At 65.6% G+C, this 13,308-nt stretch carries 11 protein-coding genes; all 11 read right to left on the bottom strand.

The annotated features are described in order from the left end of the window. A partial coding sequence (locus tag JJQ90_RS21770) for a hypothetical protein (RefSeq protein ID WP_216878375.1) occupies positions 1-200 on the bottom strand: 200 nt, incomplete at its 3' end. Positions 201-1,357: 1,157 nt separating this feature from the next. Beyond that, positions 1,358-3,454, bottom strand: coding sequence for a S8 family peptidase (locus JJQ90_RS21765; protein ID WP_216878374.1), 2,097 nt, complete (start codon positions 3,452-3,454; stop codon positions 1,358-1,360). Positions 3,455-3,576: 122 nt separating this feature from the next. Beyond that, positions 3,577-4,704 (bottom strand): AAA family ATPase, encoded by a 1,128-nt coding sequence (locus JJQ90_RS21760; RefSeq protein WP_216878373.1) that lies wholly within the window; start codon positions 4,702-4,704, stop codon positions 3,577-3,579. Between the two features lie 235 nt (positions 4,705-4,939). Continuing rightward, positions 4,940-5,509, bottom strand: coding sequence for a recombinase family protein (locus tag JJQ90_RS21755; RefSeq protein ID WP_216878372.1), 570 nt, complete (start codon positions 5,507-5,509; stop codon positions 4,940-4,942). A gap of 1,445 nt (positions 5,510-6,954) precedes the next feature. After that, positions 6,955-7,368, bottom strand: a complete 414-nt coding sequence (locus JJQ90_RS27650) for a DUF4326 domain-containing protein (protein ID WP_216878371.1) — start codon at positions 7,366-7,368, stop codon at positions 6,955-6,957. 14 nt (positions 7,369-7,382) lie between these two features. Continuing rightward, positions 7,383-9,302, bottom strand: a complete 1,920-nt coding sequence (locus JJQ90_RS21745) for a DUF927 domain-containing protein (RefSeq protein ID WP_216878370.1) — start codon at positions 9,300-9,302, stop codon at positions 7,383-7,385. Further along, the gene (locus tag JJQ90_RS21740; RefSeq protein WP_216878369.1) at positions 9,299-10,339 is read right to left on the bottom strand and encodes a DUF7146 domain-containing protein; all 1,041 of its coding nucleotides are present in this window, start codon (positions 10,337-10,339) and stop codon (positions 9,299-9,301) included. Before JJQ90_RS21740 ends, JJQ90_RS21745 begins: the two co-directional genes overlap by 4 nt. Continuing rightward, the gene (locus JJQ90_RS21735) at positions 10,336-10,821 is read right to left on the bottom strand and encodes a hypothetical protein (protein WP_216878368.1); all 486 of its coding nucleotides are present in this window, start codon (positions 10,819-10,821) and stop codon (positions 10,336-10,338) included. The genes JJQ90_RS21740 and JJQ90_RS21735 overlap by 4 nt, the downstream gene beginning before the upstream one ends. Then, positions 10,818-11,138, bottom strand: coding sequence for a helix-turn-helix transcriptional regulator (locus tag JJQ90_RS21730; RefSeq protein ID WP_216878367.1), 321 nt, complete (start codon positions 11,136-11,138; stop codon positions 10,818-10,820). The genes JJQ90_RS21735 and JJQ90_RS21730 overlap by 4 nt, the downstream gene beginning before the upstream one ends. A gap of 29 nt (positions 11,139-11,167) precedes the next feature. Next, positions 11,168-12,283, bottom strand: coding sequence for a hypothetical protein (locus JJQ90_RS21725; protein WP_216878366.1), 1,116 nt, complete (start codon positions 12,281-12,283; stop codon positions 11,168-11,170). Positions 12,284-12,290: 7 nt separating this feature from the next. Further along, positions 12,291-13,307 carry a hypothetical protein gene (locus JJQ90_RS21720; protein WP_216878365.1) on the bottom strand — a complete coding sequence of 339 codons (1,017 nt, stop codon included), beginning with the start codon at positions 13,305-13,307 and terminating at the stop codon, positions 12,291-12,293. Between the last annotated feature and the right edge of the window lies 1 nt (position 13,308).

Below are 13,308 nucleotides of genomic sequence, written 5' to 3'. Positions count from 1 at the left end.
AACTCGGCGCCGATTCCTAGGCCGGCAGCGCACGCCACCAGAGCGCGCGGCTTCACCAGCCCAGCACCGGCCCCGAGGCCGGCAGGGCACGCCACCAGGGCGCGCGGCTCCGCCAGCTCGGCGCGGCTCCACCAGCCCAGCACCGGCCCCGAGACCGGCAGGGCACGCCACCAGGGCGCGCGGCTCCGCCAGCCCAGCACCGGCCCCGAGGCCGGCAGGGCACGCCACCAGGTCGGGCAGCTCCACCAACTCGGCGCCGATTCCTAGGCCGGCAGCGCACGCCACCAGAGCGCGCGGCTTCACCAGCCCAGCACCGGCCCCGAGGCCGGCAGGGCACGCCACCAGGGCGCGCGGCTCCGCCAGCTCGGCGCGGCTCCACCAGCCCAGCACCGGCCCCGAGACCGGCAGGGCACGCCACCAGGGCGCGCGGCTCCGCCAGCTCGGCGCCGATCCCCGAGGCTGGCAGGCCGCGCCAACAGGTCGGGCAGCTCCACCAAGCTCGGCGCCGATCCCGAGGCCGGTAGGCACGCCACCAGGGCGCGCAGCTCCACCAGCCCAGCACCGGCACCAAGGCCGGCAGGGCACGCCACCGGGTCGCGCAGCTCCATCAGCTCGGCGTCGATCCCCGAGGCCGGCAGGGCGCGCGAACAGGTCGGGCAACTCCACCAGCTCGGCGCCGATCCCGAGGCCGGTAGGCACGCCACCAGAGCGCGCAGCTCCACCAGCCCAGCACCGGCACCAAGGTGGGCAGGGCACGCCACCAGGCCGCGCAGTTCCACCAGCTCTGCGCCGATCCCCGAGGGGCAGCAGGGCACGCGGCTCCGCCAGTTCGGCGCCGATCCAGAGGGCAGCAGCGCGCGCCACCACGGCGCGGGCCTCCGTGCGCTCCGCGGTCAGAGCGACGAAGGGCGCAGGCTTTGCAGGCCGATCAGTGGCGAGCGGGGATGCGGCAGTCGGCGCACAGTATCTCGGTGAAGCCCCCGGCATCCTCGCGGGCACCGCGCACGAATCCCGGCGGCACTGTCTCAAGTCGGCGGTCTATCCCCGAGTAGACAGACGGCCGCTCGTGTTCTGACCAATGAGCCTCGCCCTGCTTGCCGCATCGCGGGCACGTCACAGGAAACGAGTAGCGGTCTCTTGCGCTCATGGCCCTGTTCCCGTTCTCGATCGTCAGTCAGTTTACCTGCGAAGGATGCGATACAAGCTCGCCCGTCCGATCCAAAGGCGCCGCGGCATCTCGGTCGGCGCCACCCCTTGCTCGTGCAGCGCTGCCACATCTGCGCCGTTCGCGCGTGCAGTCGGGGCGCGGCCCGGGTAGCAGAGGCTTCCTCATCCGCCAGCGACCAAGCGCAAGACATCACGGGCGGATCGGTATCTCGATCACAGGGCGGAGCGCCTCCAACTGCGTGGCGTATCGCCTAACAACCTGGTCGTAGAGATCAACGACGCGCGGCGCCTTAATGGTGATAATCATGGCATACCGCAGCTTGACCGTCGATTTGTGGTCGTGGCCTTCCATGCGACTATTATAGTGAATATCAAAGCACGGTTGGTTCAGACTTGAGCCTAAAAAGCCGATCGATCCGTGAAGACAGTTCTCCCACTTCCAGGCGTCACGCCGCAGCTCGTCTTCAGTTAATCCCTTCTGAGCTTTGCCGAAGAAGCTCTTGCTATCGGGATGTATTTGGCTGGCTGTTTTGCGCTTCGTCATGTCAGGACGGAACGTTACCTCCAAGCCAGCCCGGGTGTAGTTGCCAGGGTGGTTCGGGTCTACAGCAGTGGTGTAGCAGACCGTTGCAGACAACTGGATTTTGCCCGGCAAGTCCCCAAGCGGCAAAGGAACGGGCGCACGGATATACTTCGCAGGGGTTATCGCCCCGCGATATACGACGCGCATCGTGTCGTCGGAGCAGACGACCAGGTCATCGAGAGTTCGGGCGACCCGGCCCCTTCCGATCTCACTCGCCGGGTATTCGCCCCTCTCCGCGCAGTGAACGAGAAGCGCTCTGATCGCTAACGTATCGAGATGAGGTCCGAAGTGAGCACGCACGCCTGCTGCCATCCTCAGGACGCTGGGCGAGGAGAAGGATGTGCCGCCGGTTGTGGTGACGGTCGGGCTGCTGGCAGGGGAGAAGACCAAAAATGGGCGCTGAAGCGACCCGCCAAATTCGACCAGGTCTGGCTTAACGACACCAGGGCTCCGACCTGGCCCTACGGAGCTGTACGGAGCTCTCTGCCACGGGTTCTCTGGCGAGTCAGCCGCACCAACAGCCAGCGCATTCACACAATCTGAAGGTACCTGTATGCGGTTGAGCTTAAGGGAAGCATCGCTCGCGCCGTTGTTGCCAACCGCAATCGTCGCCAACATCTCCCCGTCTGCCAGAAACTCATCAAGTACCGCTGTCCATGCATGGACTTCGTCATCTTCTACGGAGAGGTACGGACCCAGGCTCAAATTGACCAGATCATACTTCTCTTGATTGAGCACTGACTGGATACGCTCAAGAACCTCAAAAAGCTCGGTACCATCCTGCCCTGGTGCACTGTCGATCACCCGGTAATGATCGACCTTGCAGTAGGGTGTCGGCAGCCCAGACAAAGAAGAAAGGTGGCCAAAGAGAAACGCCGAGGTGACCGCTACACCATGCTCAAGCTCGTCGTTTGTCGGTGCGATCAGGCCAGCCGTCTCGATAGGCGTCGCCCACCTCGTCAATGGGTGGCCATGGGGTATGCCGCCGTCGAAGATAGCCGCACGTATCGACGTATCCATCGCCGCCACGGCGGGTACCACGATGGGCTGGGCCGGAATCGAGCCAGCTCGAACCATCGGTCGCAACATTCTAAGTCTTGGCATCTGTCGAAGCACGCGCACAGAGGCATAGGTGGCGATCTCTCGCGCCTTTTCGGCAGGCGCTGAGAGCTCCAAAAAGCAGAGCCCGCCGGCATAGAAACGCCGGCTCAACGTCGCATCTACACCAATCTTTTGTAGGTACTCCCGGAACTGAGGGAGCGCCTTCACCTCACCCAAAAGCTCATCGGTGTGCAGCACCACTTCGTAGGTGATGATACCCTTGCGCGGCATTTTTCCTTTGATCTTCTCGGAGGGAGTAGGCGCAGAGATTTCCTCGATTGAGACAAGGTCCGCGGCCTCTTCCATACCCTCAGACCATAACGGAAGCAGGCTGCCCCAATTCCTGAACGCAGCCCTCTTACCCATGACAAAAAGCTGCGTTGTTAGGGCCTCTTCCGGTTCACGATCCTTGCTCTTCTTTTCAGGCTTGATGATCAGTGGCTTGCTGCCAATCGCCGCCAACCCAACAGCCTTAAGAAGACCGTGTGGGTAGTATGATTTGGCGATGTACTCAGGATTGAGTGTCACCGCTCCAACCACCTCGTCGTCTGGACGCGCTTCTGGTGGGATGCGGTCAAAGGCAGCATTCGCGGTATCGAGCATGGGGCCGAGGCGCGTCTTCGCTTCTTGGAGTGTGTATGTGGGAACCTTTGTCGGCGCCCCCGTACGCACAACAATGTCGGACGTCAGGCGCTCGCCGCGCCCTAAGAGGAAGTTTCTCTTGGTCACTGCGCAGCCTCCTTCACCACAGACTTCTTAGCGGCGTGAGCCCTAATCGTTTCCCGGGCCACGCCCGTTAACTCCTGAACTTGCCGCTGAGACATCAGTCGCGATTCGTAAAGCTGAGCAGCAAGCGCCCTCAGGTCTGCTTTCGAGATTTCACCGGGCTCGATGAGAGCTTCTAGACACTCATCAAAGTCCACACCGCTGATTACTGAACGCCGCCGCGTAGATGTAATGGTGCGCTCGATCTCGCTGTAAGAGGAGCCAGCGAACATTATTCCGAAGACACCAGCCCATTGATCGGCTTTCGCCGTCTTGCCATCCAGGATTGAGCTAGTGAATTTTCTAACTTGCTCGCGCGTCGGCAGCCCGTACTCCACCACAAGATCGAAGCGTCGCCAGATTGCTGGGTCCAGCAAGTTGGCGTGGTTCGTGGCTCCGATAAGGACTCCCGAGCTTGGCCAATCATCAATCTCTTGTAGGAGGACGGTTACGAGACGCTTGAGCTCGCCGACTTCGCCTTTGTCGTCTCTGCGTTTTGCAATGGCATCAATCTCATCGAGAAGCAGCACGCTGTTGGTGGATTTTGCGTAGTCCAGCACGTAGCGGAGATTGCCGCCCGTCCTTCCAAGATAGCTGCTCATTACCGCAGCAAGATCGAGTGTTAGGAGAGGACGTCCAAGCTCCTGGGCGATCCAGCGGGCTGACATCGTCTTCCCAACACCCGGAGGGCCGGTGAAAAGGATGGTCTTGGTGGGCGTCAAGCCGGCGTTGACAAGCAGCTCCGGCTTTGCCCGTTCGGCAATTACCTGAGCAAGCTTCGCGTAGATGCCAACATCAAGCAGCGGCGGCTGATCGAGTGATACATCGCTTTCAACTCTCAGCAGTTGGAACCGGGAGTCGGCGTCCACGGGCAGCGGTGCTTCTGCCTGGCGCCGAAGGGGCGACGCTCGGGTGGGAGCCTCGTGCAGCAAGCTAGTCAATGCGGCGGCGAGTTCGGGCGACGACGCGCGATAGCGACGCACGACACGATGCAAGAGCAACTGAATGTCCTGGCTGCGACCAGCCAACGCGATGCGAGCCAAGCTTGCAAAGTCGGCCTCTATCCCTTTGATATTGCTTGATGTCATTTTTCGACTCCTGCCAGCTTCGGAGAAGGCTGGCACAAAATGGAAGAATTAACAACAAGGCATCAAAAAACTCTTCCAATACTACAATAAGTAATTGATTTATATAGATTTTCTTTGGGCTGGTTGCCGAGCAGTGTCCTTCCTAAGCTGCATCGCTGAGACTTCCTGAAGCGCTACTCAGGCAGGCCCGTCAGCGCGGCCGAGCTGCTGCAAGTCGGTGCCAAGCTGCACCTGGTCAGGCGCCCCTGCTGGCGCCGCCGATGATCCGGTAGACGCTGGCGCGGCCGATCCCCAGGCGGCGGGCAATCTCGGTCGGCGGCACCTTCTCCGCATGCATGGCCAGCACATCGGCGCCCTTGGCTTGCGCGGTGGGAGCGCGGCCCTTGTAGCGCCCCTCCTTCTTTGCCTTGGCGATACCCTCACGCTGGCGCTCCAGCATCAAGGCGCGCTCAAACTCGGCCACGGCACCTAGCATGGTCAGCATCATTCGGCCCGTAGGCGTGTTGGTGTCCACTTCGGCGCCCCCCATGGACAGGACGCGAAGCGCCACGCCCTTGGCTTCCAGCCGCGCCATGATGGCCAGCATATCCGCCACGGAACGCGCCAGCCGATCCGGCCGGGTGACAACCAAGGTGTCTCCCTGGCGGGCGAAGGCGATGGCGGCCTCCATCTGGTCGCGCTTGCCGATGGAGGAGACCTGTTCCTGAAAGGTCTGCTCGCATCCGGCGGTGGCCAGGTCTCGGCGCTGGGCTTCAAGGCCGGCTTCTTGCTCGGCGGTGGAAGTGCGGGCGTATCCGATGAACATGGGCGTCTCCGTCTCATTAGGTTCTAAGACTTTATTGCGGAGACGGTCTCAAATATCAAGAGGTATTTCTGTGAGACACATAGGATGGGGCCTGAGACGTCTCGCAGGGGCCTGCCCTATCGAGACGAGTGCGCGGTGGGGCGGGGGGTAGGCGGGCGCGTTTATCGGCCGCGCTCCATTGGCCGGGAAGGTGATGGCGTCCGCTTTGCGGCACGCCGGGCGCGCTATCACGGCGCTGGCTTCCGCAAGTTCCGCGCCGATTCCCGAGGCCGGCAGCCTCGCCACCAGGTCGCGCAGCTCCGCCAGCTCGGCGCCGATCCCGAGGCTAGCGGGCACGCCACCAGGGCACGCGGCTCCGCCGGCTCGGCGCCGATCCTGTGGTCGGCGGGCACGCTACCAGGTCGCGCATCTCCGCCAGCTCGGCGCCGTTCCCTAAGGGCGGCAGCGGACGCCACTAGGTCACGCAGTTCCGCCGGCTCGGCCCCCATCCCGAAGGCGGCCGGCACACCACCAGGTCGCGCGGCTCCACCAGCTCGGCACCGGCCCTGAGGGCGGCAGCGCACGCCACAAGGTCGCGCAGCTCCGCCAGCTCGGCGCCGATCCCGAGGCCAGCGGGCACGCCACCAGGTCGCGCATCTCCGCCAGCTCGGCGCCGATCCCGCGGCCAGCGGGCACGCCACCACGGCGCGCGGCTCCACCAGCTCGGCACCGGCCCTGAGGGCGGCAGCGCACGCCACAAGTTCGCGCAGCTCCGCCAGCTCGGCGCCGATCCCGAGGCAAGCGGGCACGCCACCAGGGCGTGCGGCTCCACCAGCTCGGCACCGGCCCTGAGGGCGGCAGCGCACGCCACAAGGTCGCGCAGCTCCGCCGGCTCGGCGCCGATCCCGAGGCCGGCGGGCACGCCACCAAGTGGCGCGGCTCCACCGGCTCGGCACCGGTCCTGAGGCCAGCAGCGCACGCCACAAGGTCGCGCAGCTCCGCCAGCCCAGCACCGGCCCCGAGGCCGGCAGCGCACGTCACCCGGGCGCGCAGCTCCGCCAGCTCGGCGCCGATCCCGAGGCTGGCACGATGCCTAGAAGTAGAGCGGCGCGGCCAGTCGCCGCGTCACTGTCACTCTGCCCAACGTAACGGGGAAAAACCCCCTCCGATCGCCAGAATACGAAGCTAAGTCAATGGTTTAGGTGTCTCCCTGCCAGATGGCGCCGAGCTATCTGGCCGGACGCCTACCGCATTTTCACCGGGACAACCGGGATATCGGGACATAAGCCAATAAACAATTGTTTCTGCTAGATATTTTCTGTCCCGGTCCCTGGCAGAGTGCCGTCCCGGTGCGTCCGGACCGGGACACGTCCAAACCTCAGGCCGCCGCCTCGGCGTGTCCCGGTGTCCCGGTATCGAATTTGACCGGGACACCACCACCGGGACACCGCAACCCGTTGTCCTGCTTAGCTTTCATCTACAACAGGAACAGAAGTGTCCCGGTGTCCCGGTGCTTGTGCCTTTCGCGCCGAGGGGTTGCGCTCCGCATGGGCGGCTCGGGGCGGCGCGGAAGAACGCTCCGCGCCCCCGCCGCCCGGGCCGGTCGCGCCCGCTCCGACACTCGGCTCCGCCCCGTTCGCAACGGCAAGCAGCAGGTCGCCACGGCAGGCGGCCGGCGCGCAGAAGCACACCAGGCCTCGGCCGCGCAGCTCGGGCAAGGCGGCCACCAGCTCGGGCTGCTCGCACAACCAGGCTCGGTAGCGGGCGACAACCTGGGCGCGGCTCGCGTAGCGGCCGATGACGAAGGAGTTTCCCCACTTCGAGGGACGGCCGATGAAGACCGCTCGCGCCGGCCGCCCGTCCCGGCGGGCGTTCAGCACGGGAGGCCCGGCCGTCACTCGCGGGCGCCCTCAAGCGCGGCCGGCTCTACCACCACCAGGCGCGGCCGGCCAACGCCGGGGATTACACGCGGCTTGATCGTCCAGCGCATGCCGTCCTTGTCCGGCTGCCCGCGAATGAGACCAGCCCTGCCAAGACGCGCGCGCGCTTCCCGCTCCTCCAGCCCGAGGGGGCCGATGATCTCGGCCGCGAAGACTTCGGGCAGGATGCCATGCACCCACCGACGTTCGCCCTTGTCGTTCGTCTCCTGCCAGCGCCAGCCCGCGCGGTTGATGGTCCGCTCCCCATCGGGCAAAGGCGGCTCGGTCTGCGCACCTTCCGCGTCGGGGTTTGCGTCTTTCACCACCGCAAACCTCGCTGCGCCGTGCATACCGATGAATCGGCGCAGCGCGGCGAAAAGGTTGTGATCTTCGCGGCTGCCGATGCCGCCGCGCTCCAGCATCCAATCGCGGAAAACAGCCCCCGCCGCGCGCTCGACCTCGCCGGCCGGCCAGCCTGTAATGCCCGCCTCGGTCGCCAACTCGCCGGCAACTGCCACCAGCGCCATGCGTCGCGCGGCGCGCTGCACCTGGCCATCCGCCCCCTTGGGCACATGGGCAGCAGCCCATGCCGACATGCGAGCGGCAACCACCAGGTTGGCAAAGTCGGCATCGCGCGCCAGCTCCGCCGCAAGCCAAGCGATGAAGGCCGGCCCTGCCGTGCCGTGCTGCGCCACCACGCCGCGCCGAACAAGCTGCGCGAAAGCTCCACCGTCCGCCTCGCCGTGCAGCGTGTCGAAACACCCGAACCCGCCCGGGACCACGGCTGGCACGTCCAGCAAGCGAACCTCCTGGCCAGCCTTGATCCGCTTGCCGGCCTGGGATGCGAGGCTGCCGGCGCTCTCCTCGCTGCTCGATAGGACAAGCGTGATCCAGGTCGTGTTGCGGCGGTTCCCGCCGCCAGCTCGGGCGCGCTCCTTCCCGCTGCCGTTCGCCAGCATGTAGAGCGTTTCGCCAAGCTCCTTCGGGTCCGCCTGCCCCATCTCATCCATGGGCAATAGTGCGTGGTTGTGCGCCGCCGCCACCTGCTCAAGCGCGTTGCTGGTGGCTCGCCACGGCCGCACGAAGGCATCCGGTCCGGTCTTGCTCGGTGGCCCCATGACGCTGGCGGCCGCGTCAATGATCGTCGTCTTGCCCTTGCTGCTCTCGCCGCGAAGGTTGATGCCGCCGCCCTCGTCGCCAACAAGGAACAGCAAAGGGCCGGCGAAGCCGCAGGACACTCCGAAGGCGAGGCGGGTGTTGCTCACGCACAGGCGCGCCACCTGGCCGCGCCATCCGTCCAGCGTGCCGCGCTGGCCGTAGATGCTCGGCGGCGGGTCCATGTCCAGCCTCACCAACTCGCCGGACGTTGCGCCAAGCGGCCCGCTCGGCAGAACGAAGATGGGGCTTCCCCCCGCCGGCTGATACCAGCCGGTGCGCTGCACCGTTCGCACGCGCGCCGTTGCCCGCACGGTGGCGAGGAACTGAACCAGAGCGAGACGTGCCCCCTGCGCCGCACTAACGAACAGCCCGCACGCGGCCAGCCGTTCCCGCACCTGCACACCTTCACCGGCCAGCAACCGGCGAGGCATGATCCACTCATGCGCCGTGCCGTCGCGATCCTGCCAGCGCAGCAATAAGCCCCAATCGTCGCCGTTCTCGGGGCGGCTCTCTGCCGCAACCTCCAGGGTGCCGCAGATGCGGAAGGGCATATCCTTCTCGCTGGGCGGCAAGCGCCACAACCCATCGGCGCGCATCTCGAAACCGTGCGGCATCTCGAAGGCTGTCTTCGTCACGGGTGCCGCGCCCTGCACCGCCGCGCGGATCGCGTCACGCCCGCCTTTGCCTGCGCCCGGCGTCTTCGCGCTGCCGTTCGCGCCGTTCTTCCCGCCGCTCATGCCGGCAGCTCCGCGCGCAGCGTGTCGTTGAAGTCCTTCCCGACCGGCGGGCGGGCGATGCGCACTTCGCGCCCCTCTGCCGCGAAGCGGTCCGCCGCTCGCTCCAGCAGCGCCGCCGCCTTCGGGTTTTCGCCGTCGTTATCGGCGCAGAGGATCACGCGCGAGACCGCTGCCGGCAGGACCACGCTGCCCATGTTGGCGAGTGCCACGGCTGCGAACACGCGCAGCTCAGGGCATGCCAGCACGACAGACAGGGCGGTTTCGATCCCCTCCGCCATCGCCACAACCTCGCCGGCCGGTGCGTCACGCAGCGGCTTCCCTGAGGCACCGCGCCACAAGGGGATGAAACCGCCCGCATAGCGTCCGAGGGTCTTCTTCGCGTCGCGCAGCGGCGCCTTGCGCCAGCCGCCGCCGTCCTCGGCCAACCAGGTGCGATGCGTGCCGACATGCTCGCCCGCGCCGTCAGTGATCGCGGCCAGCATCGCGGGCAGTGGCCGGCCAATCTCCTGGCACCAGCACTCGGGATGGAATCGCAGCGCGCGCGGCTGCCGCTCCAGCTCCGCCAGCATGATCCCGCGTGCTGCCAGGTATTCCCCGGCAGGCGTGCCTGCGATGCGCTCCTGGCCGTTCAGAAACAGCGCAAGTGCCTTCCGGCGGCGGGCCGCATCATCGGCGCCCGCCGATGCCTGCACCGCCTCAGGCGCCTTCCTCGGGGGCGACGGCGCGGCGGTGCCGTTGCCGACCTCAAGCCATTGCCGCGCCCACGCCATGGCGTCGCGCGTGTTTCCCCGGAACAGCACTGCGGCCACCAGGTCGAGGGCGTCGCCTGTCTCTCCGGTCGCGAAGTCATGCCACACGCCGGCCTTGTCGCCGTGAAGGTGAAGCGCGAGCGATTGGCCGGGCGATCCATCAACACCGCCGCACCGCCAGTGCCCGCCGTGACGGTGCCCGGCTGGCAGGACATGCGCGGCGAACGCCGGCACGTTTGCGGCCAGCATGGCGGACAGGTCGGCCGCGCGAAGGGGCGTTCGCGTCATGCCGCCCCCAGGGGAGCGCCGCCGCCCTCGCTGCCTCCAGGCTTGCGCTTCCCGCCGGTCAGCAGGACCGGCGCCGAGGGGAAGAACGGGAAGCCATGCGCATCCGCCTGCGCTCCATGGAAGTGGCGCGTATCGGGCAGTTTCAGGCCGGCCGCGAGCGCCGCGCGCGCGGATTCGGCTCGGCCGCACGCCCATGCCTCACGGTCCGGCAGGGCCACACCATCAGCCTGCAACCGCGCCACGTCCTCCAAGGGCGCAAGACGATTGTCGAGCTGGCGCACAAGGTCGGCCAGCTCCCCCGCATGCCGGCGGCTGGTCGGCTCGCCCAACACCGAGGCGCACAAGTCCTCGGCGTGCCAGCGCAGCAGATGCCGCAGGCAGATGACGCCCGCCGGCACCAGCATCGCCCGCGATACCGGCACGCTCAGAAGCCATTGCAGGTCGCGCAGGTTTGTCGCGGCGATTCGGTGGGGGGCGCTCACTGCCCGCTCCCTCGGCCGGCGCTCGCTGGCGGTGGCGTCAGGCGGCGAGGCAACCGCATGCGGGCCTCGCTGGTGTTCCGCACCGTCCGGGCAGCAGCCCATGCGTCCAGGTCCGCCACCGCATAGGAAACGGCGCGGCCCATGGCGAGGAAGGGCGGCCCGCCGCCTGCCCCTCGCATCTTCTCCAAGGTGGACACTGAGAGGCCGAGGTATGCGGCGGCCTCGGGCGTGCGCAATCGGCGCCCGGCCGGCCGGGAAATGGGTTCGCTCAAGGTCTTGCTCCATGTCTGACCAACCGCCGGGGGCGAGTCCCCCATGCGGCGCCGGGAGGTCCGGCGCGGCTCAGTCAGCCACGGGAGGTATTCGAGTTTCGCGGTCGCTCTACTCGAATTTTCGGCGCCTTCCGCTCGGGCTTGGGGGCGTCCTGCCGGCCACCGCCGCCTGCCAGCACGAAGTCCGGGCCGTGAGACGCGAGGGTGCGCGTGATTTGCGCTTCAAGCACCTGCGCCAGCCGCTCCAGCCGCTGCCGGCGGGCGCCGGCTGCCTCGCCGGCCGGCAACTCGGCCAGACGTGCGCGATATGCCTGCCAGGGCGCTTGCGCCTCGGCCGGCGTCAGCTCACCGGACCGCGCCTTGTCCCGCCAGTAGGCAACCGTCTTCGCAGTGATCGGCGCCGGCGTGCGGCCTCCACGACGCCGCACGCCATCGAACAGCGCCGCAACTCGCCCGGAAGCGTCGTCGCGGGTGCTGTCCGCCTCCTGCCAGGCGTCCATTGCGCTCGCGGCCAAGCCGATAAGGCGGGCGGCGTTTGTCTGCCGCGCCGTGGCGAATTTGCGCACCGGGACGAACAGCGGGTCGGATACGCCCCGCTGCACGTTGCTGAAGCCGCTGACGATGCGGGCCAGCGGTTCCCCCGCTTCGCGCTCCCGCATGTCTGCGAAGGCATCGGCCAGTGCGAGGGCGCCTTGCGCCGCGAGGAAAGCGACTTGCAGCCCTTCCGGCTCCTGCGCCGGTCGGCCGCTTTCGTCCCGCACGAGGCGCCCCCGCTTGCTGGCAGCGTCCATCTGCGCGGCGAAGAACGCATGAAGCGCCTTCGTCGCGGCTTGCACAGTGGCGACTGCCCCGGCCAACATGCCGGGCAGCTCCGTCGCTTCCTGCACGGGCCAAATGCGCGTCTGCGCGTCGTGCGTCAGCAGTTCCACGGCGCGGCTCAGCGCCACAAAGGTCAGCGGCGCGGCGGCGACCGGCTCCTCATCACGCACCTCGAGGACCGTCTCGTTGGAGTTCTCGTCTGCGCCCTCGGCCTCGGCCAGCACTGCAGCCAGCTCATCAGCATCGGCTCGCATCGTGTCCAGTACGCCCGCGAACGTTAGGAGAGCGTTCTCCATGCGAGGATCGCGGGCAAGGTCCGCGAGGCGCGCAAGGCCGGCTGCGATCTGCGCTGCCCGCTCGGCAGGACTCATTGCCTGCTCATTCACCGTCTCGCTGCTCTACTGCTGGCGAACCGAGCCTCTTTGCGTCGCGGAGAAGATATACCCAGCCGTATTTCCTCTCTTTTAGCGCCTCAATAGACGCAGATTTAACCGCTAGTGCTGCTGAAATTGGGCTGATAAGCATGCCCGTTGGGATGTTACTCGCAATCCCCTCCAAAACGGCCTGAATTAAGTTCGGGCGGTATTTATCGATTATCTCGTCGTACACGCTGGCCTGGAGCGCTTTAAAGCTTTTCTGTGCAAACATCAGATCACCAGCAGCACAATCGTAAACATCGCGGACAACGGTGCGCAAAGTTGACAAGGAGTGCCGCCTCCTCAACGCGAGTATATCCCTCCAACTGACGCTGGACAGGTCTGGAAGTAGGGTCGTGAACAGCTGAACAGGTTCATACGGCAGAGCCACAAGCCCGAAATTCACCGCAGCTAGAAGTGCAATCTTCTCATAGTCAGTTGAATGAAAAGAGCAATCTACGATCTGTTTGACATTGTCCCAAAGAAGAACACCATCTACAGCATTTCTCGAAGCCCCCTCCGCGTACTCAACTCCGATGCCCGTAAAGCGTTGCCCTGCGTTCCATTTAACCTCAAGATGAGCAAGTACTGCATTATGCGCCGCTTCAGCTGCTGTCTCTGGATCAGGATAAGTATAATTTTCATGATTTTGGCCCCACCTTGGGTAGCCCTTAATGTTAAACCGACTTTGAGAGATAGTCCGAGTATTCAGTTTTCCTACTGCCGACCCCAATGGCTTGAAAGCATCAGTGATATCATGAAGTTCTGATCGGGTTAAGTTTGCGTCACCAAAAAGTCTTCTTGTCGTTCTGCTGAAACTGTCGCGCCCCAATTCATCAAGAATAATATTTTCAAACCATAAAAATGCGACCTTGGCATGGTGACGCTCAAAATCATCTTCTACTTGAGCGGAGAAACTCATTAGACAACGTGACTGATGTTGCACGTGCATCTCTCCAGATCGCAGCGGAGCGCTCATT

The organism is Falsiroseomonas oleicola, assembly GCF_019029495.1.
GTDB classification, from domain to species: domain Bacteria; phylum Pseudomonadota; class Alphaproteobacteria; order Acetobacterales; family Acetobacteraceae; genus Falsiroseomonas; species Falsiroseomonas oleicola.
This window is presented reverse-complemented; position numbering and strand designations above follow the sequence as displayed.